The organism is Ornithinibacillus sp. 4-3 (assembly GCF_040958695.1).
GTDB lineage: Bacteria > Bacillota > Bacilli > Bacillales > Amphibacillaceae > CALAMD01.
In genome coordinates this window covers 418250-443751 of the sequence record NZ_CP162599.1, presented here as the reverse complement: position 1 = coordinate 443751, position 25502 = coordinate 418250, and the positions used below count along the sequence as shown (strand labels likewise).

Genomic DNA, 25502 nt, shown 5'->3' with positions numbered 1-25502 from the left:
TCGTTTAATAGTAGTGTTAGTTACTAAATAAAAAAATAAGGAGGAAATAAAATGTTTGATGATTTAACATTTAGTTTCGAAAGTATGTTTGACAGCTTATTAATGGAGCTGCCCAATGTTATTAAAGCAATCTTATTGTTGTTACTAGCCTGGGGTATTGCTGTAGTTGCTAAGGCTATTATTCAAAAAGCATTTGTTAAAATTGGTGTTGGGAAAGCATTAACTAAAACCAATTTATTTAAAGACGAGCCAGAAGCAGAGAACTTATTAAATCAAATAGGAAAGCTGGTTTATATTTTAGTTTTTGTCCTCTTCTTACCTTCCGTATTTAATGCATTAAATATGACAGAAGTGTCAGCCCCAATCTCGAATATGATGAGTCAATTTCTAAATTATATTCCGAACATCCTAGCTGCAGCTATTATTATTATCATTGGTGTGTTTGTTGCCAAGTTAGTAAAAGAGCTGTTTAAGCAATTTTTCAATACGGTAAAACTTGATAAATTATTTAGGAAAGTAAACCCTAATCAAGTAGGAGAAGAACAAAAAGCACAAACTACTTTATCTACTGTGCTGTCTAATATTATTTATATTTTTGTTTTAATTCCTTTCGTTACTATTGGATTAGAAGCATTGAATATTGCTAGTATCTCAAATCCAATTCAATCTGTTTTAAGTGATGTCCTAACAGCAATTCCAAATATTTTTGTTGCTACTGTATTAATCGTTGTTGGTTATTACATCGGGAAATTCTTGGGTAACTTACTAACAAATCTATTACAGGGTGTAGGGATTAGCCAAATCTTTAAATCTTTAGGTTTTGGAAATACTACTGAACCTAAATTTGATTTAGCAAAAGCCCTAGGTACACTTGTACAAATCTTCATTGTTTTATTCTTTACGGTGGAAGCACTACATATTATTAATTTAGAAGTATTGAACACGATTGGTCATGCGGTTATTCAATATCTACCATTCTTACTAAGCGCATTATTAATTTTAGGTGTCGGATTATTCCTAGCAAACTTAGTTGGCAATTGGATTAAAAATAATACAAATAGTCCGCTTTCCGCTATTTTAATCAAAAGTGTAATTATTGCATTTGCGATCTTTATGACGTTAGATCAGCTTCATTTCGCAACAAGTATTGTAAATAAAGCTTTCTTACTCATTCTTGGTGGTTTAATGGTTGCTTTTGCAGTTTCATTTGGCCTTGGTGGTCGTGAATTTGCCAAAAACACTTTAGAGAAAGTACAAAGGAATTTTGAGAAGAAAGAGTAATATTTATTGATAATACGTTTAACCTACAGAAAGCCACTAAAAAAGCATAGTATTAGAGGTTTATGATGGAGCTATTTGGCTGGTTTGAGTTCAGTATTGTACTGGGCTTAAACCAGCCAATTTTATTTTTATATTAATTCTTAATCTTTTATTCTATTAAAAAACAGAAGTCTAACAAACACTGCAAATCAAAACCAATTTGTGCGATAATTAAGAAAGATAAAATTATATAGCCAATTAAATGATAAAGGGGTAGAAAACATTGAAGGTAGATTACATCATTAGTAGTAATCATATGTTAACAATGAAAGGAAAAGGTGTTGGATACGTTCAGAATGGCGCAGTCGCAGTACAGGGAAATAAAATTATTAAAGTCGGCATAAAAGATGAAATACTTGCAGCTTATCAGGCAGAGACACTTATTGATGCTGGCAATAAATTAATAATGCCTGGGCTTATTGATGCTCATATCCACACTGGACTCGCTATGTTCAGAGGTGTTGCACAAGATATGTCACACTGGATGCAAAAGGGTTTATGGCCATTTAAAAAGCACATCGATGTGAAAGAAACGAAAAAAGGGTCTTTAGTAAATATCATTGAAGGAATTAAGGCTGGTACAACAACTTTTGGTGATTATGATCTCCACATGAATGAGCTTGTTGAAAACTATTCGAAAATCGGTGCCCGAGCAAAAGTAGCTGAAACAGTGAATGAGCTACCAAATAATCTAGGTGATAATCCTGTTACTGATCTGTATACATTTGATCCTGCACTCGGTCAGGAAAAATATGAAAGAGCTTTAAAACTTTATCATGAATGGCACCTGAAAGATGATGGTCGTATTAATGTAATGCTGGGTCCTCAAGGTCCAGATATGCTAAGCATCGAACTGCTAAAGGAGGTCCAAAACCAAGCAGAGAAATTAGATACATTAATACATATGCACGTAGCTCAAGGTGATAGGGAAACATTACAAATGGAAAAACGTTATCAAAAACGCTCCATTCCATTTTTAGAAGAGCTGGGTATGTTAAATGAACGATTAATTGCAGTCCACCTAACAGAAGCTACAGAAGAAGAAACGATAAAAATCGCAAAAAGTGGAGCGAAAATGACTTACTGTGCTGGAAGTATTGGGATTATTGATGGTATTGTAACTCCAGTGCAAACATTTATTGATGCTGGTGGTACAGCTTGCCTTGGCTCAGATCAAGCCGCTGGAAACAACTGTAATAATATGTTTAATGAAATGAAGTTTGCTGCCATTTTAAACAAAGTGAAATATCAAGATCCAAGAATTTTTAATGCAACACAGGCACTACGAATGGCAACAATTGAATCTGCTAAAGTATTAGGAATGGAAAATGAAATTGGTTCACTAGAGGATGGAAAGAAAGCAGATATTATTTTAGTAAATTTAGATACACCGGCATTTTTCCCAGTCTTAAATTATCCGATTCGAAATATTGTACCAAACCTCGTTTACTCTGCGAATGGTAGTGAAGTAGATCTTGTGATGATTGATGGGAAAATCATTATGAATGATCGAGAAGTTCTAACTGTTTGTGAGAAAACGGCACTAACAGAGGCTCAAGCCGCTGCTGAGAAAGTTGTTAAATTATCGACAGACGATATTTTAAAAGCGGATAGTGATATTTTAAAAATGGTTAAGGAAGGGCTACTGTAATATAAATATATAACAAAGAAGCATCACAGGAAAATGTCAAATTTCCCTGCGATGCCTCTTTCATATGCTTTCTATTCACTCTTTGTTACATTCCAGAAAATAACACCATCTAAATACTGGAAATTCTCTATCGTATCTCGTGCTGAAGATACACGGTTATAATCACCAATTTTTACTGCAGGTACATAATCATAGAGCCATTCTTGTAATTCATCATAAACTGGCATTGCTTCTTCTTTTGTCATCTTTCCTCTAAATTCCATTCTTAGCTCGTCCATTTCTGGATCATTTGGCCAACCAGAATAATCTGGATTAAAGTATGGGCTTGAGGATGGTTCGGCAACAATGGAATTTGCCATTAAGAACATGTCATAGGCATCTTCTTCATAAACTTTTCCAAGTAGTGTTGGCCAATCATAGATTTCCAAATTGACTTTAACACCTGCTTGTTCTAATTGTTCCTTGATTACAACTGCACCATAATATTGGTCATCATAATCACGAGTGGTTAATAGAGTTAATTCCTCTCCATCGTAACCCGCTTCTTTTAATAGCTCCACACCTTGTTCTGGATCATTAATATTATACTTGTCTTTACCAGCATCACTATACCATTGTGTATGTTGATATTCCATCATCGTATTATGATTTAGAATATAGTATTTAGGATCAACATATCCTGCTTTTAAAATACTTTCTAACTCAAGCATTTTTGCTACTCCTTGACGAGCTTCTTTCTCCTGGAAAATTCCTTGCTTTTTATTGAAATGAAGGCTTAGGAATGCTCCTGGATATGTATAGTTAACAACACCATCAGATTCTTCCAATCTTTCTGCACTATCATATGGAATAGCATGAGCAAAATCATATTCTCCAGATAGAATACCAGCTTCACGTGTAGAAGCATCTGGAACAAAGAAGTAACGAAGATCCTTCACTAAAGCTTCTTTCTTACCAAATAAACCATCTGCAGGTTCTTCTCTTGGCACATAATCATCATATCTTGTTAAATGAATATATTGATCTTGTTTCCATTCTACAAATTGGAAGGGTCCTGTACCAATATGCTCATTGATACCTTCTTCTGGTGCATTTTCAATAACTTCCTTAGGCATAATCGCAGCAAATCCACCATTAGAATAGGCTAAAACAGTTAATGCAACTGATAATGGTTCAGGTAAACGTAATTCTAGCGTATATTTATCAACTTCTTCAAAAATTGCATCTGCAAATACTCCTCTACTTCCCAATGAATCCTTCCAGCGGTTCATTGAAGCTACAGCATCTTCAGAGGTTAATTCCTTCCCATTATGGAATGTTACACCTTCTCTTAATTTAAAGGTATATGTTTTACCGTCCTCACTAACCTCCCAAGAGTCTGCTAAGGATGGTTTCACATTATACTCAGAGTCGATTGTCAATAAAGTATCATATACATGACGCATTGTGTTTGCAATAATATCAGAAATACTAATATGTGGATCGAGCACTGGAGGCTGACCATTCCACGCGATTCTAATTTCACCGTCTAAATCAACATTTTCATTTTCTGTATTTGATTCTTCATTTTTAGAAGAATCAGAGTTACATGCAACTAAGGTAAGAACTAATAACAACATCAATACTTGTAAAAACTTTGATTTCATTTTCAAAATTTTTCCCACTCTCTTTGTGTTTTATCTTGTTTGTAAAGAATTACATATATGATTTAAGGAGAACAAGCAAGGATACAGAAATCCCTTGCTTGCTATTAAAATCATTTTATTTTATTAAAAAACGAGTTACTTATCAACAGATACATTCCAAAATACTCCGCCATGGAATGTATGGAATCCAGATACATTTGTTCTAGCCCCATAAAGGGAATGATAACCACCAAAGTTGGTAACAGGTAAATGATGCTCCCAAGCGTATCCCTGTATTTCATCCCAAATTTCTCTCGATTCTTCGAAAGTTGGTGCTTCTTCTAACTGTTTCATCATATCTAGAATTTCATCACTTTGAACCCCGCGTGAATAGGTTGGATTAATATGGTTTAACTGAGGAGGGGTAGTTACAGGTGTTAATCCATTAACAAATGCATCCCACTCCCCTGGCTTATTTTGTTTATCCGCTAATGTCGGCCAATCATACACTTCTAAACTTACATTCATTCCAATGTTTGATAATTGCTCTTGAACAACTACTGCCGCATTATAAATATGCGGATAATCTCTTGTTGTCATTAGGATAAACTCTTCCCCATCATATCCCGCTTCTTCTAGCAATTCTTTCGCTAATTCCGGATCATTAATATTCCAGAATTCTGATCCAGCTTCGCTAACCCATTTCTCAATATAACGATTCATATAGCTTGAACTCATTACATATAAATCTTCATTCGTAAATGCCGTTAGTAAAATCTTTTCAATATCTAAAGCTGCATTAATTGCTTGTCTCATTTTAAAATTAGAGGCTAAACCTTCTGATTTGTTATAAATTAGGACAAGCTCTCCAGCTCCTTCTAATATAGACTCTGTTTCTTCATCAGCATCTAGCATTTCATAATTATCAAATGGAAATGCATAACCAACATCATATTCTCCTGTTTGTAATCCTGCTAAACGTGTTGCTGCATCCGAAACAAATTCGAAGTAAATATCATCTACTAGCGCTTCCTTCTTCCCTGCCAAACCGTCTGGCTCTTCATCTAAAGCCTGATAATCTTCAAATTTTGTTAAATGAATATATTGATCTGTTCTCCATTCTTCCATCTTAAATGGACCTGTACCGATATATTCTGTTACACCTGCATCAGATACATTTTCAATTATTTCTTTTGGCATAATTGCAGGGGCCATTTTTGTAGAAGCTAATGTTTCAGCTGCTAGCCCATAAGGCCGTTGCAATGTTAATTCCACTACATATTTATCTGTTGCTTCAAATTTTGAGTTTTCAAAAATAGAACCTGTGATGGTAGATACCTCTAACCACCGTTCCATTGAAGCAACTACATCTTCAGAATCCATTTCTTCTCCATTATGGAATTTAATGCCCTCTCTTAATTTGAATGTATAAACTAATCCATCCTCACTGATATCATATGATTCTGCAAGCATTGGTACTGGTTCGAATTTGGAGTTAGTAGTAAGTAGGGTCTCAAAAATCAGTCGAGATACATCTCTAGTTGATGTATTTGTTGACATAGGTTGATCGAGGTTAGCAGGTTGGGCAGATAATGCAACTCGTAATTCTCCTCCCTTTGCTTCTTCTTGCTCATCCTCATTTTCAGCTGTTTCTCCTGAATCATCAGTCGTTGAATCTTTATCATCCTCTGATTCAGAGCTACAACCTGCTACTATTAAAAACAAGGCAAAAATAGTAGCTAACAATAATAAATATTGCTTTTTCATTATGTCCTCCCCTTTCTTTTTATAAAAAAGATTTATGATAAGCTATCCAGAAAACCCCTAATTAGGCTTTCTGGATACTATCTAACATCATTAAAAATGGAGATTGGAATATTTATTCTTTCTCCTTACGCATTGCGTGTAAAGATTCGTAGTATTCTTCTCTTTCTTTGTAACGTTTAGGTGGTTCTACTGCATTTGTTTCATATATTTTTGCTTCCTCTTTCCAAACTCCCCATAATCTCTTTAACTCTGCTAAAGGATCATCACAATAATCTGCTCTTAGATCAATTAATGGGAACTCGTAATCTGTGTAAACAACTAATGCGATAGAATGTTCTGGGCCGATTTCTCCACCTAGTTCAAAACCTACCTCAATAGAAGAGATAAGGCGCTCTGCAAGTGGTAAATCTGCCTTTTCTAGAAAATGTTTACCCATTGCTTCGGGAATTTCTGGAGTACATAAATAGTTTCCAATAGAAGCTACATACTCACCACAAAATTGCCCTTGATAAGGTCCAAATGCTTTCTCTCCTGTATAAGCAGAAGATTTACCTGACATATCTACTGCAGCAAGCTGACGATACTCCGGATATGGTGTTACCGCTTTCATCGCATTAACAGCTGACTCTGCATCATATCCGAGATCTAACATCGCCATTCCAGCACTTGCTAATCTTGGATCTGTCATGTTCTGTGATAAAACTACACCTTTACCTTTTTTGCATTTTGGTACACGGGCCCCTACTGCAGGTGCACTTGTAGTAACAATTGCTCCTACAGCTCCTGTTTTCTCACAAATCCCCGCCACTGAAAACGTATTAGCAAAAATTTCAAAACCTTTCTGATTCATACTCATATATCTTTTCCCTCCGTTATTTCTTAGACTATTATCATTTTTTCCTTCTATCATATCCATCAAAGAATTTTTGATAGATAGATTGTCAGTTCTATGCTCTTACTTAGAACAAGGGATCGCTCTCGCCTATAGTAGAGAACCTTGATAGATGTTTTAGTAACATCAAAGGTCTATTTATAATTTTCCATTTTGCATTAGTTCATAGCTCTTAGTATTCTTAAAATCTTCTTCTCGAACTTGGTCTGTTAATTCTGTAGCAAACTTTTGGGCATCACTCATGATTTCCGCTTCATTCACCGTTAAATACTCATCATTTAAGAATAATGTTTTTCCATCTACCATGACTCTTCTAATCTCGTCTCCTCTAGCTGAATATACTAGATTCGGTACATGATTTCGCATTGGTTTTTTAATCACAGGCTGCATCGTTCTTGTACCTAGATCAACAAAGATAATATCTGCTTTCTTACCTCTTTCTAGTGATCCAACTTCATCCCCAAGTCCTACTGCACGAGCACCTTCAATCGTTCCCATTCTTAAAGCCTTCCAAGCAGGGATTACTTCAGGATCCGTATATTTCACTTTATTAAATAATGCTGTTAACTTCATTTCATTAATTACTTGGTTACAGTTATTACCAGATGCTTGGTCAGAACCTAAACCAACATTTCCACCTGCTTTAATAAAGGAATAGGCTGGTGGTACTCTACCTGCAATAACTCCAATAGAACCAGAACAAACAACCATGGAGACATTACGATCTACAAGTAATTTCACTTCTTCTTCTGTTGCATCTGTCAAATGGACAGCAATTAATGATTCATCTAAGAATCCTAATTCATCAAGTAAAGCAATCGAACGCTTATTATATCGCTTCAGAATCTGTTCTGTTTCACGAGTGGATTGTGCTACATGCATATGTATTTTTACATCTTTTTCTGTTGCTAGATTCTTAACCTTTTTCATAAATTCAGCACTCATAAAGTCTGGCCCCTGAGGTCCAAGTAATGCTTGAATTCGGTTATTATCTTTACCATGCCACTTTTCAATAAGCTCTAGATTTCGGTTTAATGTATATTCTCCAAAGCTAGGATCAAAAGGATATAGCTCACCAACTTCTAATTTATCTAATACCTTTGGAACTTCACGAACAAATCCAGTAACACAAGCTCTAACACCAATTTCATGGAAGAATTTCGCCGAATCTAATGCCGGGAATGTGTAATCACAAAATGTAGTTGTTCCAGTAGCTAATCCTTCCAAAACATTCATTTTTGCTCCAGCAGTCATATTTTCATCGGTTAAATATGGTCGAAACGGCTCTACTCCTCTTAGCATCCAGTTATGTGTATCCTGTGCCACACCGCGTAGAATCGCCCAGTATGTATGCATATGTGCATCGACAAAACCTGGTAAAACCATCATATTTGTCGCATCAATCGTTTCTTCGGCATTAAACTCTTTTTGTAATGCTTCTGTTGATCCAACTTCGATAATTCTTCCTTTATCAATCGCTACTGCACCACAGTCAACATAGCCTACCCCTTCTCCTTGCATCGTAAATAAATCTGCATTGATAATTAACGTATCAACATTCAAGCTAATTCCTCCTTGTAAAAATGGCATATTTTCCATTAGTCGGATATGATTCCTGACTAATATTAAGATTAATCGTATGTTCATATAAGAGGATGTTCGAAAAGTCCAACAAAAATGACCTTTTTGAACACACACTATAAGTAAATAAGTTATTTTTATTCCTCAAAATGTGTTTTTTCGTTCCATTTAACGTATTTTTTTATTTTTCTTGTTGCTGCTGATTGGCTAATTCCTAAACTTTCTGCCACTTTATAGCTAGAGTGGTAAATATCGTATGCTTCTAATATTAATGATTGCTCTAGCTGCGCCATTTTCTCTGGCAATGTTTTTGCCTTTGAGATAGAGCCTAATTTCACACTAGATGGTAATTGACTTAACTTTACTTCAGACCCCTCTGTCACAATCACAAGTCTTTCAATTAGATTTTCTAATTCACGAATATTTCCAGGCCATTCATATTCATAAAATGCATTTCTTACATAAGCAGAAATACTTACAGAACGACTATATTCTTCATTGAACTTTGATAAAAACTCCATTGTTAAGGGGTAGATATCCTCTTGGCGCTGACGTAAGGGTGGTATTTCTATGGGTATAATATTTAAACGGTAGTAGAGATCTTCGCGAAACTTTCCTTCACGAACTAGAGCTAAAAGATCCTTCTTTGTCGAGGATACAAAGCGGATATCTGCGTTGATTTGCCCGCCATCTAATGGGATGTTTCGTTTGTTTTCAATGAAATGCAGAAGTTTGGATTGCATTTCCATTGTCATTTCATCGATGTTATCTAGATAGAGCGTACCACCATTCATTAATTGAACTAGCTCTTCTCCATTATCTAAGACTGTCTCTGAATAATTCGCGCAATTAATTTGTCGAAATGGACTACGGTTACGGTGACTTAAATAATGAATTCGTTGAGCCATTAAACTCTTCCCTACCCCTGTTTCTCCACGAATTAAAATTGGCTTTTCTGTACGTGCTGAGCGCATCATTAATTCAACTGTGTTTTTCATTACTTCATTTTTTGCAATCAATTTATAAAAGCTTGGATCTTGTTGCGGCTTACTCTTTTCCTTCAGCTGTCCTTCAAGTAAATTAATTTGTTTTGTAAGCTTCATCGTATTAATAAGCTCTCTTGTATAATTAATCACCTGGAGGAGATCGCCATTTTCTGCAAATATCGGCTTTGCTTGTACAAACAGCCTTTTTCCTTTTGCAGTTTTTTGCATGAGTTCAATATGTTGATGCGATTTTAATACTTGTAAAGTTGCAGAAGGATAAAATAAATCGTCTTCGAGATCTCTTACGTTTTTTCCAATGATTTCTTCAGGACCCACTCCATAAAACTCTTGGCAAAGATTGTTGATATACAAAACTACTCCATCAGAATCTGTAACAAACACTTCATAAGTGGCATGATCTAAAATCTCTTTAAAAAAGTGCTTATTAAAAATATCTTGTTTCATAAATGTTCACACCTTTCTTCTATTAACATTTCCCAATGAAAACTTAGACGACCATATGATAGATTGGGCAATTATTAATATCTTTTGAGAAGTGTAAACTGTCGTCTTTTTAATTTTAAGAAATTTCATTGAATTAATATTATCAAAACAAAAAACGAATTAAAAAGTCTCTTTAGACTTACTTTAAGTACATAAAGACTTAGATTTGCCCAATCAAAAAAATTATACTAAAGAAACAATGGATCGTACAAATAAGCAATAGATAAGGAGTGTTAGCATTGACTTGGGACCATGTCATTTTAAATGGTGAGATTGTTACACCTAATGAAATCTATCAAGCAAACATTTACATTAAAGACGGGAAAATCTCTCGTATTTCTAAAGAAGCATTTAATGGAGAAGCAAAAGAAATCACAGATGCTTCCGGATTATATGTTTTACCTGGATTAATAGATACACATGTCCACTCCCGTGATGGTGGCGCAACACATAAAGAAGATTTCTTCCATTCTACTCGCGCTGCAGCGGCTGGCGGAATTACTACGATTTTTGAAATGCCAAATTCAAATCCACCAATTAATAATAAAGAAAACTTCCATAAACAAGTGAAAAATTTCCAAAGTAAGGCACATGTTAATTTTGGTGTTTGGGGCATTTGCTTAGGTGATTTAAATATGGAAAACCTTAAGGAATTAGATGAATTAGGTGTTATTGGCTATAAATATTTCTGGGGTTATGCGATTGATAAAAATACCTTTGCACTTATTTATAATTACGAGGATGGAATGGAAAATGTTATTCCACCATGTAATGATGGAGAAGTATATCAAATTTTTGAAGAAGTAGCAAAGACTGGCAAAACAATATCCATCCATGCAGAAAACAGTGACCTAATCAATTATTTAACGAAGAAAATGAAGCGTACTGGCAAAGCTGACTATGAGACGGTCCTACAATCACGTCCAAACATTGCCGAATCAACTACGATTCAAACAGGAATCGAATTCGCAAAAGCTACTGGTGCAAGATTACATGTACTTCATATTAGTACTGCTGAAGGGGTCGAGCTTATTCGCCAAGCTCAAGCAGAAGGCTATCCTATTACTGGAGAAACATGTCCACATTACTTATTTTTAACGAATGAGGACTTTGATAAAGTCGGTACATCTATGAAAGTATATCCGTTAATTAAGCGTCAAGAAGATCAGGATGCATTATGGAAAGGCATACTTGATGGTACCATATCAATCGTTTGCTCAGACCATGCACCACATACTCCAGAAGAAAAAGATGGTGATTTATGGAACACACCTTCAGGCATGTGTGGTGTAGAGACCCTGGCACCATTAATGATTCATGCTGCTGCCGAAGAGAAAATTACCTTACAGCATGTAGCAGCTTTGCTTTCTGAAAATCCAGCGAAGCAATTTGGTGTTTATCCACAGAAGGGCGCTCTTCAAGTTGGAGCAGATGCTGACTTCACCATTGTGGATATGGATAAACAAGCAACCATTGAGCGTGAGAAATTACATAGTAAGAGTAAAGTAACTGCTTATGACGGATTTCAATTAAACGCTGCTCCTGTTGCAACCATTGTTAATGGAACAACAATTATGAAAAATGGGGTTGTTGGTGATATTCTAGCAGGAAAGTTTATAGAAGCAAATAACTAAAAGAGCTTGGAGGAAAAATTTCCTCCAAGCTTTTCTATACCAAATATTCTTCCAGCCATTGTTCAGCCATCTCTTTTGAGGCCACTTCATTATTCAGTATTGCTACTTCTAGATCAAAAAGAATCTTTGAAAAAGCAGCACTCGGCTTCAAGCCTTTTTTAATAAGGTCTGCTCCTGTTAAATATACTGGGAGGTTCTGTGCCTTTTCCAAATAGGAAAGAACAAATTGCTGAAAATCTTGTGTCTCATCTGCTAGCATAAATAGAATAGCATCATTCGAATATATTTTTAATTGTTGATGTAGCTCGGCAATCGTGCTACTATTTCTCCACTCTACATATGACGTTAGCTCTGTAATTTCTTGAAGTAATTTCCCTTCCTTCTTTGTTAATGCAAACTGTTTTGCCTGTTTCAACTGGCCTGCTTTATAAAAGGGAATAAGAAAATAAGAAAACCAATGATTTTTATCTCCAAGATTTGAGTGTGTTTCATATATACTTTTTAAGCGCTTTACATGTATACAACTGCTTGCTGCTGCTTGCTTACTAATGTCATATTGCTGCCAAAAACCTAATTCAAATAAACGCTGAATCGTACGCTCTGGAGCTATTTCATTAAACATCTTCTCCATTTCGTACAAAATTCGATTCGCAGATAATTCCTTAATTCCTGGCATTGCTTGTACTGCTAAACTTTCTGTTTGATTATCCATTTTAAATCCAAAGCGTGTTTCAAATCGAACTGCCCTAAAAATACGTGTTGGATCTTCAACAAAGCTTAAATTATGCAAGACTTTAATAGTCTTTTGCTTTATATCCCTTGCTCCTAAATAAGGATCAACAATCTCGCCAAATTTTTCTCCTGTCAAATAAATAGCCATCGCATTAATTGTAAAATCTCTTCGTTCTAAATCTTCTCTTAACGTTGATTTTTCAACATCTGGCAATGCAGCTGGACGCTCATAATATTCTAAACGTGAGGAAGTCACATCAATTTTCACTCCAGAAGGATGCTCCCATGTAGCTGTACCAAAGCTCTCATGTACTAATACATCGCCGCCATATCCTTCTTTTAATTGCTGTGCAAAAGCAATGCCGTCACCTTCTACAACAATATCTACATCATCATTAGGTTTACCTAGGATAATATCACGCACAATTCCACCAATTAAATATACAGAAAGGTTTCCATCAGATGCTGTTTTACTAATCTTTTGAAGTAGGGCATAAATATCCTGTGGTAATTGCTCTTCCATTCTTTTAGCTAATTGGTGCTCATATTTTTCCGTTTTCACTGCATTTGTTTCTATATTTTTATGATGTAGAACTTCAATAATATTTGTCCGAGATAGAATTCCTATTAGCTTCCCATTCTCTACTACTGGCAAGCGTCCAACATTATGTTCAATCATTATTTTTTGTATTTCCTCAATCGATGTTTCTGGATGAATGGTTACAATTTTCGAACTCATATAACCTTTTACAGGTGCATGACCTAAACCATGATGGTTGGCTTTATCAAGATCTCGACGAGAAATAATTCCTAATAGCTTACCATCCTCCACAATTGGAAAACCAGAATGACCATAGCGATACATTAGTTTTCCAGCTGCTTCAATCGTCATTTTGGGCCCTAATGTTTTTACTGGTGTTGTCATAATATCTCTAGCTGTAATAGCCGGCTTCAAAATAATCTCCATATTCTCTACAACAGCTGGGAGTACTTCAGCCATTATCCCATTTTTAATTGTTGCAGATCCTGCCTGCTCATGTCCCCCACCCTTCCATAGCTTCAATAAAGGTAAGAAATTAATTCGATTCGAGCTGGCACGTCCAATGATATATACTCGTTTCTGCATTTCAACAACTACTAAGACGGCATCTGCATCTGTCATTTCTAATAATTTCCTAGTTAGTGTTGATAAGCCACCTTGGAACTTCTGCTGCTCATGGGCGGCAACAAGAATGTTTAAACCATCCACTTTATATTCTGTAGTATTTAAAAATAATTGATTGAATAATTCTTGTTGCTCTGGCAATAGCATTTGATCAGCAAAGCGTTGAATAATTTCTAAGTTCATCCCTTGTTCCATTAAATAGCTTGCTGCCTGTAAATCCCTAGCAGTCGTTCCGGCATAAGTAAACGAACCTGTATCTGTATAAATCCCCAAGCCAAAAATAGTTGCTTCAAAAGAAGAAATAGGAATTTGCTGCTTACGAATTTCTTCAATTAATAATGTCACCGCAGCTCCCAAGGGCTCTATTCTTCCATGCTCTGGAGTAATATCGCCATCTTTACTGGGGTGATGATCGTATATAGTAATCGTCAAATTTTCACGATTCAGCTGTTTACTGTAATCACCTGTTCTTTCCAAGGCTGCTACATCAACAATAATAAGCTCTTCTACCTGATCCCAATCAACCAAACGATCTTGCATCATTGGCAAAGTATCACGATATATATTTAAAAATTGAGTAACTGCATCATTTTGTTTATCTGTAATAACAATTTGTGCTTCTGGATAAAGCTTTTTCGCTGCAATCATAGAAGCTAATGCATCGAAATCTGTATTTACATGAGAAATGATTACTTGCACGTCTATTTTTCCTCCTTACAAGTCGTTTAATTATCTATGTAGATGGTGTGTTCACTGGCTGAAAAAATCATTACCTGTTAATATCATAAATAATATCCTTTTCCTTTATTATACAAAGGAGTGACTCCAATGCCAAAAAAGCTTTTAATTATCTCTATTTTTTTGCTTGTTCTAATCGGTTGTAACAACGAAACTCTTAATGAAGCGAAGTTTGCAACTCTAAAGAAAACTGAACATGTTATAAAACAGCTTCCTAATCCACCAGAAACAACTATACAAATAGAAGATTTCCAACGTAACACGAGCGAATGGGGTGAAAATGTTACTGGAGTTAAACATCGTTTTCAAACAAATAAGCAACAGATTGCTCTAACCTTTGACGCCTGTGGCGGACCAAATGGTAGCCAATACGATGAAGAGCTTATCTCATTTTTAATAGAAGAGAAAATTCCTGCTACTTTATTTGTAAATGAACAATGGATTTTAGCAAATGAAGCACTTTTTCTAACATTAGCAGAGGAACCCTTATTCCAAATTGAAAATCATGGTACAGATCATTTACCTTTATCTGTAAATGGTGGGGAAGCTTGGGGCATTCCCGCCACAACAAGCGCTGAAGCAGCATATGAAGAAATTATGGGGAACCATGAAACAGTAAGAGAGTTAATTGGTAAAGAAATGAAATATTTCCGTTCAGGCACTGCCTACTATGATGAAGTTGCCGTGGAATTAGCAAATGCATTAGGTTATCAAGTTGTCAATTATGATATCTTAGGAGATGCAGGCGCCACATTTACAAGTACTCAAGTGGAAAACGCGCTCCTTCAAGCAGAAGCTGGATCCATTGCCTTACTTCATATGAATCAACCACAAAGCGGAACAGCAGAAGGTGTTATCAACGCTGTCCCTAAGCTACTTGAACAAGGTTTTGAGTTTGTTCGTTTAGATGAAATCACCTTAAAATAAGTAAAATTAGTATAAAAATATAATAGCCCAATCAACTAAATAGCTTCATCATTAGCCACATGAAGCTATTTAGTTATGAATTGTTTCTCATAATACCTTATCTTCTGGCATACGAGCAATTAACACATCACATCTAGCTGTTCGAACAATATATTCCGATACACTACCAATTAATCTTTGTACTGCATTTGCTCCTGTAGCTCCACAAACAATCAAATCTGCTTCTACTTGTTTTGCATACTTTTTAGAAATGATAGAACGAGGGTGTCCAAAGTCAAAAATTGTTTCTACCTTCTTTGCTCCTTGCTCTTCTGCTTGCTTTTGAAGCTTTTGCAATAATTGTTTTCCGAATGTTTCTTTCTCTTTGCGCAACGAACCAGTATCACCAGGATACCTATAATTCTCTAGGACATGGATGAGATGAATTACTGATTCATGTTTTTTGGCTAGTTCTATTGCTCTTTGTAATGCATATTCCGATTCTTCAGATCCGTCCACTGCTACTAATATATTTTGATACATTTGTTTCACGTTCGATCCTCCCCCTTTCCTTTACATTATAAGCCATTTTACTCAAAAAACATCTAAAAAGCTGTAAATTGCCACTCTTTGTTCAAAAAGGGAAAGGAGCTTTTATCTAATTTGGTTTTTAACATAAATAGCCATTGCCTCTTTCTTGAACAATGAGAGCCCTTCACCAAATTGATCAATATTTTTGGTAAACCGTTCATCCGCCACATACATTTCACCAAGTCCTGCAAATACTTCTAAAGAATAATAATTTCCCATTGTATTTAACCAAATGTACCAATTATCAATTTTATCTTGAGCAATTTCTGATGCAAGGTCATGACGGACTTTAGCTAATTTCACAAAATAAAACTAGGAAAAAATTCGAACGAAAAGAATGTTTCTCTATTCTATCCAAATCCTTATCCTAGTCTGAAGTCTGCATTAAATTACTTCGTTAAAAATTTGTCCCTTATTAAATTCAATGATTTTCAAACGATTATTTTTCTTTGTAAAAATAGATTTATACTTTTCTTGACCTTGGTCATCTTCAATTAGCATTACTCTTTTTCCTTGATTATCTTCTACAATACGTAATTGAAAGTCTTCGATGGCTACCTGCTCCGTTAAAGTACTGTATTCTGGAAGTTGAGTGGTATCCTCTTCTTTTTCTTCTAGATTCTCTGCTACTTCACTTTCTTCTGAATCCATATTTTCTTTCTCCGTGTTTGAAGGTGCTAATGTCTCTTCTTGTTCCCGACCATCTGCACCAGCACCACAAGCACTAACGAATAAAAGCATTCCTATTAATATTGCAGTAATTTTTTTCATGATTATTCCTCCATATCTTAATTTCTAACTACTACTCTACCCGCTTTTTCTTAAAGCAAACTTAGACAAACATTAGAAATTACTGAGATTCATTCATCAAAAATCCCCTTTATCATTTTTATAGATAAAGGGGATTGCTTTGTAAATTTAGCTATTTCTACTCGACTTCACCCTCAGTAGCTGGCATTTCTTCCTGCGGGGGTGTTGCTCGGTAAACAAAGAAAGCCATAATAACTGTGAAAAGTGACATTATCAGAGCAATGATATAAACAAGCTTTAAACCGGATGTCATTGCAAGATTTATCGTTTGTTCATCTAAAGGATTTTCTGCTTGGCTTAAAATATGTGTTTGTCTTGCATTCATGATACTGACAAATACAGATACTCCAATTGCTCCAGCTACAGGCTGTAAAGTAGTCATAACAGCTGTCCCATGTGGATATAATTTCTTCGGCAATTGGTTTAATCCATTTGTTTCTGCAGGCATCATCATAGCAGAAATGGAGATCATCAGCAATATATAAATAACTACAATCATCCATATCGGTGTATCCATATTCAATCTCGTCAGCATGAAAATAGTAACACTTAATACAATTGAAGATGGAATCATTAATACTTTCGGTCCATATTTATCAAATAAATGTCCCATAAACGGTGCAAGTATACCATTTAAAATACTTCCTGGTAATAATACTAATCCTGCTGCAGCTGCTGACAATGCTAACGGACCTTGCATGAAAAAGGGAAGTATAATTTCCGATGCAAACATTGCCATAATAATAATAACAAACATCCCTACTCCTAATGTGTACATTGGATATTTAAACACACGTAAATCTAATACTGGTTCATCCAGTTTAAATTGACGCAAGCAGAAGAAAACAATAGCTACTACTCCTGCAATAAGTGGTACAAAAGCAGATGCATGTGAAAATCCGATCTCTGGATCTCCTGCCATACTAAATCCATACACAATTCCACCGAATCCAATTGTTGAAAACACAAGTGAAATAATATCAATGCGCGGCTTCGTGACTTCTCCAACATTTCTTAAATATTTCCATGCAAAAGCAATAGAAAAGAGAGCAAATGGAATAACAGAAATAAACAAATATCTCCAACCTAAATATTCAACAATCACTCCTGATAATGTTGGTCCAATTGCAGGAGCAAACATCATAACAAGCCCTACAATTCCCATCACTGCTCCACGGCGTTGAGGTGGAAAGATTAATAAAAATGTATTGAATATAATTGGTACAAGCATTCCTGTTCCAAAAGCCTGTAACAAGCGCCCAACAATTAAAATAGAAAATGTTGGTGCTAATGCACATATCGTTGTTCCAACTGTAAAGACAATCATGGTTCCTATAAATAACTGTCGGGTTGTAAACCATTGTAATAACAGTGCAGAACCGGGAATAACAATCCCCATAACCAGCATAAATCCTGTAGCCATCCACTGAACCGTTGTCATAGGAACATCAAATTCATGCATTAAAGTTGTTAAAGCAATATTAAGTAGTGTTTCATTTAATATCGCAAAAAAGGCTCCAATGATTAATGAGAGCATAATTGGTAGTACTTTGACATTTGGATTATCAGCTAAATATTCATATTTCTTTGTTTCACTCATGTTCGAATCCCTTCTTCACTGGAACTTTAAATTATTTAATTCTCATAATAATATACCATTTGCTTTATTTAATGATCCAACTCATTCTCCCCTTTACGGAATAATGATTCTGGAGCCATTTCAAAACCTTCTATAGTAGTATTTTCTTCAAGCTCAATCATCAAATATAACTTACCACCAAACTCTACTTGACGTACATGGTTTAATTCTTGAGGACTAATCGATAAATCTGCAACTTTCGTTTTTATTTTTATCGATTTGCTGGTCGCTTTTGGAACGACATTTGATGCTTTCAATTCATATCTGGAGTCATCCACAACTGTTTTAAAGGCAGTTTCTACAGCCTCCACATCTATATTTGTAATTCCACTATTTTTTAACACCTTTTCAACATCTCGATAATCTAATCTTGCTTCCTGTTCCTCTTCTTCATTTTCTTCTACCACTCGATAAATTTCTTCATACATACTCGATAATGTAGTTGTATTTAACGGATCATCTGTCACATGTTTTACTACTTCTTCAAAAACAATTTTATCATCTTCTGCCGTTGTAGCCTCCTCTACATTCAATACTTCCTCAATAAAATGATAATCTAGCTCATATTTTTTCCCTGTTCCATAAAGCACATGATTTACATCTGCTGCGTTATCCATAAAACATGGATAAAGAAAACCTGATAATGGTGCCTTTAAATTAATAATTGGATCTACAATAATATTGTATTTAAATTCCTTCTCAATATAATCAAATAATAATTCTTTTTTCGGCTCCTGTGTCTTATTAATACTACATAGGATAAAGGAATTAGAGTAGACCTGATCTCGGTCACTTTCTTCATATTCTTCACTTGTAGGTTTTACCGGCTTCATATAATCCCCACGAATAAAGGTAATAACTGTATCCATTTCGAACTGCTTTCCTGCTAATATTTTCTCAACAAGCTCAAGCATATATTCTGTCCATTCTTCCGTTGTTTTACTATTCAATCCTTGATGAAGTAATTGCTGGCTATTTTCTTCTTCCCGCTTGAATTTTAAAGCAAATAATTTTTCATCGATATGGCCAGATAATAATTTTTTATAATTCGCGATAAATAACTCCTGTTGTTCCTTCTCCAGCATTTCAAAAGGAACACTTTGATGATGATAAACCTCTTTCGATTCTTTCATAACGTAAACATAATAAAGTTCTTTTATTCGCAATAAATCATTATTTATTTTTAATTGTTTGCGAAAATTTGCGATGTCTTTTTTATTCAATGATTTACACTCCTAATACTTTCCTCTTTTAACATATACTATTGTAACAACAAATAGAAGGAGATGTCGAAATTGACATCTCCTTCTCTAGTAATTTTTAATTTAATAGATTATTTACTATATCTCCAAAAGGTTTTGTTTGTCGCTTTATCTTTTATATTAAATTCAATGAATTGACTTATTAGATGATAATTAACAGGCTGATCCCAAGGAAAACGTACTAAACTTGTGGTATATGAGTATTCATTAGCCACTATCTCATCCATGAAATGTTTTATTGTTGCTGGTTCTGGAGCAACTGCAAAATGTTTTTTAGCGGCATTAAAGCCAATGATAAATGTACCGTTATTTGTGAACATCGGCTCGCTCGCTCCATTTTACAGCAGGGACAAGCTGTTGATATGTCTCTCTTACCCAAGAAAGTACTTCTGTCATTACCTCACGCTGCCGCTCATCTTTTATTTTTGTGAGAACATCTTCCAAGGTCTTCATACATATTCTCTCCTAGCAATAATTACGCTTCTACTAATCCCTCTATAGGATGGTCTGAGCTTGCAAAACGAATAATTGCTTCTTCTAATACGTCAATCCCATTCATAATATCATCTAACTCTGTATACTCATCAGGATGGTGACTTAGCCCATCAACAGATGGTATGAAAATTAATGCAGTTGGACATAAACGAGTCATATTCATCGCATCATGTCCAGCCCCACTCGGCATGAAAGTATAAGGCAGTTGCTTTTCACGACAAATTTCTTCTAATGTCTGATTAATTTCCTCTGATAAAAGAACAGGCTCTTCTCCACTAATTTCCTCTATTGTAATATGCAAATTACGTTTTGATTCAATTTGACTTACCATTTCATATAATGCATTAACCACACGTTGTCTTGATTCAACAGAAGTAGAGCGAATATCTACCTTCATATCTACAGTTCCTGGCACAACATTCATTGCTCCTGCTTCAATATCTACAACACCTACTGTTGCCACTGTTCCATGCTCTTTCTCTTCTTTTGCTTTTTCCTCTAGTTGTAAAGCAATTTCAGAAGCACCTAAGAAAGCATCTTTACGCATACTCATTGGCGTTGTACCTGAATGGGAAGCCGTTCCTTCCACTTTAATCGCATAGCGTGCAGGTGCTGCAATTCCTGTAACAATACCAATTTTCAAGTCATCATTAATTAGAATAGGTCCCTGCTCCACATGCAGTTCAAAGAACGCCTTAATATCTTCATCAACACGACTTGCTTCATCAACTACATCGAAGTCCAATGCACAAAGAGTGAACGCTCTTTCCATTGTCACTCCATCGCGATCTGTTAAATTACGGTATTTTTCCTTATCAATCATTCCTGCCATTGCTTTACTTCCTACTGTAGACACACCAAAGCGAGAGGATTCTTCACAAGCAAAGGAGATAATTTCAATCGGATGATCTGTTTCAATTTCTTTTTCATTCAAGCGTCTAATAACTTCCAGCGCTGCAGTAACACCTACAACCCCGTCGTATTTTCCACCTTGATAAACCGTATCTAAATGTGAACCAATCATCACAGGAGGTAATCCAGGAATTTTCCCTTCTCTACGCGCAATGACATTCCCACATTCATCTAAACGAATACTCAGATTTTCCGTACTACATAAATGAATAAAGTTATGTGTACATGTTTGCTCATCATTAGAATAAGCAATCCTTGTAATCCCTTTCTCTCCAGAATTATATTGATTTATTGTATTAAAAAGTATTTGATATCGTTGTCTACTATCCATGCAGATAACTCCTATCGTCATATTCATAGTTTTAATATGTTGTGAAAGATATATATTAGCACGTCAGGCGTAACGTGGCAATATTAAATTGTAAGAATAATGTAAAGTTTGCAAACGCAATATTCTTCAGTAGATTATTATTATATAGAACTAAGAACGGAAAATCTCGCTGTAAAGGTGGTACCAATATGGAGTTTATTGGTATTATGACCATCCTCATTATTATTCTGTTCCTTGTTAATGGTTTCATGTACCGCAAGAGAAGGAATTACAAAATTCGTGAGATGGAAGAAAGGGAACAACCTGGATATCGTCAGAACTCACATGCAAGAGGTACTTTTAAATAGTTAGAAACAATGTAGAATCTCATAAACCCTACATGATTTAAAAATAGTGAAGTTTACTGGAATATATATCCAATATCCTTCACTATTTTTTATTGCCTATGTATATAATTTTTACTGACAAAACTCTACTTTACATTCTTCCTTCATTTCAGGAAAATTTTCCGAGGTATTAACAGATAAGATTGGACCCAAATATTTTTTATTTTCAACCTCTAAATCAAAGGACATATCTTTATCATTATTTACATACCCAGTAATGATAAAGACGTCTGGTAATATCAGCGGATGATCCTGTTCATTAATTTCAACATGTTCAATACCTTCAAAATTATCCTTGATAAAATCTTCTACTACATAATTCACTCCCATTACCTCTTGGTGTCTTTCAAACCACAAAATAAAACTAACTATACCTATGATGAAAATAGCAATAATAATAACAATCTTTTTCCAACGAGACTTTTTCTTCATTAAGATTCACTCTCCCCATGTTGTTATTTTTTCTGTTGATATAGTGAAATCGACTTATACTTTTGTGCTAATATATCAATCATTTGCTTTATTCGCTTTTGCTGTGTAGCTTCTTGTTTTGCAGAGTATATATAACGCGCCCAGTCTTTTTGATAACCTGGCGTAAGTGATTTATAAAAGGAGAGTTCTTCTGGATGTGTTGCTAATATTGCTTTAATATCATCCACTTTATTCACATAGTCCTCGACTCGCTGGCTAGCTGCTGTTGACTTCTTTGGTTTTTTTGTATCTTTTTTTATACCAATGACCGTAAATACTTCATCCATACTTACCATACGCGAAAATTTATAATCGCTTTTACCAACAAATCCTTCCTCGTTTACATTCATAGCTGGAAATATTTCATCACGATGAATAAAAGTAGGATATCGTTTATTTCCTTTTTTGGGATATGCGAAAAACAGATACCCGTTTTCAGCTAGCTTTTGCTGGTGGATTATTTCTTGTGTAAGATCAACCATTTCTTCTAATGTTTCTACAAAAACAAAGATGGCATCATGCAATCCATCTAAAGTAGTGGAATAGTCTTTGAAAACTTGGTAATCTTTAGGCTCATTTATAACAACCAAATTTTTATATTTCGATAACTTTAATTTATCAATAATAGACATCGTTACCAACCTCATCTATTTATGTATTTTAAGAAAAAAAGAGAATCTACACTTCAAGCTTGCAAAGTTTTGATTCTCTTTTGTACGTCAATCTATTTATTTATTATTTCATCAACTGCAGCATTTACTTCATCTCGACTCATCTTTTCCTTACCTACTCGCATTGCGTCTAAAGTCTTAACAGCAAGGGAAAGCGGAATCTTACAGAATAACAGTGTACGTCTGCCTTTTATATCTTTTATATATTGTTCTGCCGCATTTAAATTATTTTCTGCATAATGAAACATATCATCACGACTCCAGCCTTTAGGGAAGAAACCAACACCACGTTCTTCTAAATCTTCCTCTTGGTTACGTAATATATTTACTGCTTGCAATCCTCTTCCATAACCAATTGCTAGCTCGCGGTCTGTTGTCGTACCATCATGCCATTCCCAAATATCAGAAAGCATGACACCAACTAAACCTGCCACATAATAAGTATAATCATCCAAATCTTCTTTCGTTTCTATCTGCCAGTTCTTTCCAGCCCAATCAGCCATTCCAGCAGCCATAGTACTTGTAGATTCCTTCACCTTGTCTACAATTCCTTCTGGGCAAACTTTCAGCCAGTCTCCTAAACGCAAGGTTACTTCTGGTAAGATGGATTTATAAGGTTGTAATAATTTACAATAAGCTGCTTCATCAAATTCATTTTTCAATAAATCGCTTGTCGCATAAAGCAAATCTTGTTTTACTTTCGAATCTATTTCTTCATGATCCTCAATCTCATCTACTGCACGCATGCATAAATAAGCAGATCCAACGGTATTTTTTAATGTAGATCCTAATAAACTGATCGGTATATAAAATGTTCTACTTGTCTTCTTCAGCATGTGCATTGCATCTTTTTTTAACGATAACCCACTAGTCAACCTTTTTTCCTCCTTGAAAGTGCCACTTAAAATTAGTATATCAAAAAAAAGTGCTAAATACTTGTATATAGTATGAGCCACCAAGTAAATTCTATGTTTTTTCTGTCTAAAAAATGACAATTATGATGATCCAGAAGTGCAATGTATCCACTTTTTAAATTCGATATAAAACCTAAATATCCTGTTTAACTCTAAAGGTTCTCAAGCAATAGATGAACATTACTATTTGTGTATCTACTACATAGACCTTTATTTTGAGAGTCGGAATCTGTTTCTTGCACCTCTATACATAAATTTGATAGCATGCTAGTGTATGAGTATTCATTAGAACATTAACTACTTAAGAAGGGAACACCTCTTATGGATAAACGCGTTTACTTATTTACTGCCATATCATTCATTGTTGGAATGGTTGAATTAATTATTGGTGGAATTTTAGATTTAATTGCTACCGATTTACAGATCAGCTTAAGCAAAACTGGACTACTTATTTCTATTTTCTCATTAACCTTTGCTATAGCTGCACCAATTCTGCTAGTGGCCACTTCACATATAGAAAGAAAAAAATTAGCTTTAATTTCTTTAGTTGTTTTCTTGATCGGAAATATTATTGCGATTACTAGTACTTCCTTTACACTTCTCATGTTATCGCGAATTATTTCGGCTGCTAGTGGTTCATTATTAACTGTTCTTTGTATAACAATCGCTTCAAACATTGTGAAAAGAGAATATGTTGGTCGAGCTATTGGGCTTGTTGTCATGGGAATCAGTGGATCTATTGTGCTTGGGGTACCAATTGGTTTATTGATTAGTAATGCTTTTGGCTGGAGAGCGACCTTTATATTTATTGCTGTTTTAACATTTTTCTTAATTATTATTAGCTTCTTTGCAATGGAAAAAATCAAACCAGCACCTTCCATTCCATTGAAAGCTCAGCTGGCAACGCTTAAAAATAATAAAATTTTATTTGCGCATCTTACTATGTTTTTATTTTTAGCAGGAGGTACGACACTTTACGCTTATTTTACTCCTTTCTTAAAAACAACGATGAGTTTAAGTCCTACTATGGTGAGTGTTGTTTACTTCATTTATGGAATTGCTGCTATTTCTGGGGGAGGAATTGGAGGAACGCTTACAGATCGTTATGGCTCTCGTCCTATTATGCTAACTGTGATTACTTGTTTTGCTTTAGCAATGCTAACCATTCCTTATACGATATTCTCACTTCCAGTTTTCTTACTGGTTGTCATTATCTGGGGAATGCTGAGCTGGACGATCACTCCAACTATTCAAAGCTATTTAATTGAAGCTGCACCAGAAACAGCTGCTATTCAGCAAAGCTTATGTAATTCCGCTTTACATTTTGGTATTGCTTTTGGCTCCTTTATTGGCGGCTTTGTTATTGATCAATCTTCTGTTGTTCATAATGCTTCTATCGGTGGATTGATTGTACTTATTGCATTAGCAACCGCAGTTTATTCAATTACTCGAAAAACAATGTTGGCGAAACAAGCTTAAAAAGTATGAACGAAAAGCGCAAGTCGCGCCAGGCTAAAAA

General features: G+C 35.0%; 22 protein-coding genes and 1 pseudogene. 6 read left to right on the top strand and 17 right to left on the bottom strand.

What is annotated here, in order from left to right; genetic code table 11:
- The first annotated feature begins 51 nt into the window (after window positions 1-51).
- Both AB4Y30_RS02260 and AB4Y30_RS02255 read left to right on the top strand, forming a co-directional pair.
- Window positions 52-1281 (top strand): mechanosensitive ion channel, encoded by a 1230-nt coding sequence (locus AB4Y30_RS02260; protein ID WP_368653894.1) that lies wholly within the window; start codon window positions 52-54, stop codon window positions 1279-1281.
- Between the two features lie 262 nt (window positions 1282-1543).
- Window positions 1544-2971, top strand: a complete 1428-nt coding sequence (locus tag AB4Y30_RS02255) for an amidohydrolase family protein (RefSeq protein WP_368653893.1) — start codon at window positions 1544-1546, stop codon at window positions 2969-2971.
- 71 nt (window positions 2972-3042) lie between these two features.
- On the opposite strand, the gene AB4Y30_RS02250 is transcribed toward AB4Y30_RS02255, so the two are convergent.
- The 5 genes from AB4Y30_RS02250 to AB4Y30_RS02230 form a co-directional block, all read right to left on the bottom strand.
- The gene (locus AB4Y30_RS02250; protein WP_368653892.1) at window positions 3043-4617 is read right to left on the bottom strand and encodes an ABC transporter substrate-binding protein; all 1575 of its coding nucleotides are present in this window, start codon (window positions 4615-4617) and stop codon (window positions 3043-3045) included.
- A 135-nt stretch (window positions 4618-4752) separates the two neighbouring features.
- Entirely contained in the window at window positions 4753-6363 is a 1611-nt protein-coding gene (locus AB4Y30_RS02245) for an ABC transporter substrate-binding protein (protein ID WP_368653891.1), read from the bottom strand.
- A 112-nt stretch (window positions 6364-6475) separates the two neighbouring features.
- A complete protein-coding gene (locus tag AB4Y30_RS02240) occupies window positions 6476-7219 on the bottom strand; it encodes a DUF1028 domain-containing protein (RefSeq protein ID WP_368653890.1) in 744 nt (247 codons plus the stop codon).
- A gap of 174 nt (window positions 7220-7393) precedes the next feature.
- Window positions 7394-8818 (bottom strand): amidohydrolase family protein, encoded by a 1425-nt coding sequence (locus tag AB4Y30_RS02235; RefSeq protein WP_368653889.1) that lies wholly within the window; start codon window positions 8816-8818, stop codon window positions 7394-7396.
- A 155-nt stretch (window positions 8819-8973) separates the two neighbouring features.
- Window positions 8974-10287, bottom strand: a complete 1314-nt coding sequence (locus AB4Y30_RS02230; RefSeq protein ID WP_368653888.1) for a sigma-54 interaction domain-containing protein — start codon at window positions 10285-10287, stop codon at window positions 8974-8976.
- Window positions 10288-10565: 278 nt separating this feature from the next.
- Here AB4Y30_RS02230 and allB point away from each other — a divergent pair, with 278 nt between their 5' ends.
- Window positions 10566-11960, top strand: a complete 1395-nt coding sequence (gene allB / locus AB4Y30_RS02225) for an allantoinase AllB (RefSeq protein ID WP_368653887.1) — start codon at window positions 10566-10568, stop codon at window positions 11958-11960.
- A 34-nt stretch (window positions 11961-11994) separates the two neighbouring features.
- On the opposite strand, the gene AB4Y30_RS02220 is transcribed toward allB, so the two are convergent.
- Window positions 11995-14556, bottom strand: a complete 2562-nt coding sequence (locus tag AB4Y30_RS02220; RefSeq protein WP_368653886.1) for a CBS domain-containing protein — start codon at window positions 14554-14556, stop codon at window positions 11995-11997.
- Window positions 14557-14685: 129 nt separating this feature from the next.
- On the opposite strand from AB4Y30_RS02220, the gene AB4Y30_RS02215 reads away from it, so the two are divergent.
- A complete protein-coding gene (locus AB4Y30_RS02215; protein ID WP_368653885.1) occupies window positions 14686-15522 on the top strand; it encodes a polysaccharide deacetylase family protein in 837 nt (278 codons plus the stop codon).
- An 87-nt stretch (window positions 15523-15609) separates the two neighbouring features.
- On the opposite strand, the gene AB4Y30_RS02210 is transcribed toward AB4Y30_RS02215, so the two are convergent.
- From AB4Y30_RS02210 to AB4Y30_RS02175, 8 genes and pseudogenes are all read right to left on the bottom strand, one after another.
- Entirely contained in the window at window positions 15610-16044 is a 435-nt protein-coding gene (locus AB4Y30_RS02210) for a universal stress protein (protein WP_368655151.1), read from the bottom strand.
- 111 nt (window positions 16045-16155) lie between these two features.
- Window positions 16156-16389: pseudogene (locus AB4Y30_RS02205) on the bottom strand (TipAS antibiotic-recognition domain-containing protein); the annotation flags it as partial.
- 87 nt (window positions 16390-16476) lie between these two features.
- Window positions 16477-16863 (bottom strand): hypothetical protein, encoded by a 387-nt coding sequence (locus tag AB4Y30_RS02200; RefSeq protein WP_368653884.1) that lies wholly within the window; start codon window positions 16861-16863, stop codon window positions 16477-16479.
- 157 nt (window positions 16864-17020) lie between these two features.
- Window positions 17021-18502, bottom strand: a complete 1482-nt coding sequence (locus tag AB4Y30_RS02195) for an MDR family MFS transporter (protein ID WP_368653883.1) — start codon at window positions 18500-18502, stop codon at window positions 17021-17023.
- Between the two features lie 68 nt (window positions 18503-18570).
- Window positions 18571-19764, bottom strand: a complete 1194-nt coding sequence (locus AB4Y30_RS02190) for a DUF4317 domain-containing protein (RefSeq protein ID WP_368653882.1) — start codon at window positions 19762-19764, stop codon at window positions 18571-18573.
- 110 nt (window positions 19765-19874) lie between these two features.
- Complete coding sequence (locus tag AB4Y30_RS02185; RefSeq protein ID WP_368653881.1) at window positions 19875-20123, bottom strand: iron chaperone; 249 nt, start codon at window positions 20121-20123, stop codon at window positions 19875-19877.
- A complete protein-coding gene (locus AB4Y30_RS02180; protein WP_368653880.1) occupies window positions 20110-20256 on the bottom strand; it encodes a hypothetical protein in 147 nt (48 codons plus the stop codon). Before AB4Y30_RS02180 ends, AB4Y30_RS02185 begins: the two co-directional genes overlap by 14 nt.
- 22 nt (window positions 20257-20278) lie before the next feature.
- Complete coding sequence (locus tag AB4Y30_RS02175) at window positions 20279-21541, bottom strand: Zn-dependent hydrolase (protein WP_368653879.1); 1263 nt, start codon at window positions 21539-21541, stop codon at window positions 20279-20281.
- A gap of 188 nt (window positions 21542-21729) precedes the next feature.
- On the opposite strand from AB4Y30_RS02175, the gene AB4Y30_RS02170 reads away from it, so the two are divergent.
- The gene (locus AB4Y30_RS02170; RefSeq protein WP_368653878.1) at window positions 21730-21888 is read left to right on the top strand and encodes a hypothetical protein; all 159 of its coding nucleotides are present in this window, start codon (window positions 21730-21732) and stop codon (window positions 21886-21888) included.
- A gap of 111 nt (window positions 21889-21999) precedes the next feature.
- On the opposite strand, the gene AB4Y30_RS02165 is transcribed toward AB4Y30_RS02170, so the two are convergent.
- The 3 genes from AB4Y30_RS02165 to AB4Y30_RS02155 form a co-directional block, all read right to left on the bottom strand.
- A complete protein-coding gene (locus AB4Y30_RS02165) occupies window positions 22000-22359 on the bottom strand; it encodes a hypothetical protein (RefSeq protein WP_368653877.1) in 360 nt (119 codons plus the stop codon).
- Between the two features lie 23 nt (window positions 22360-22382).
- Window positions 22383-23030 carry a YdeI/OmpD-associated family protein gene (locus AB4Y30_RS02160; RefSeq protein WP_368653876.1) on the bottom strand — a complete coding sequence of 216 codons (648 nt, stop codon included), beginning with the start codon at window positions 23028-23030 and terminating at the stop codon, window positions 22383-22385.
- 92 nt (window positions 23031-23122) lie between these two features.
- Window positions 23123-23944: a squalene/phytoene synthase family protein gene (locus tag AB4Y30_RS02155; protein ID WP_368653875.1), complete on the bottom strand. Its 822-nt coding sequence runs from the start codon at window positions 23942-23944 to the stop codon at window positions 23123-23125.
- Window positions 23945-24304: 360 nt separating this feature from the next.
- Here AB4Y30_RS02155 and AB4Y30_RS02150 point away from each other — a divergent pair, with 360 nt between their 5' ends.
- Entirely contained in the window at window positions 24305-25462 is a 1158-nt protein-coding gene (locus AB4Y30_RS02150; RefSeq protein ID WP_368653874.1) for an MFS transporter, read from the top strand.
- The last annotated feature ends 40 nt before the right edge of the window (window positions 25463-25502 follow it).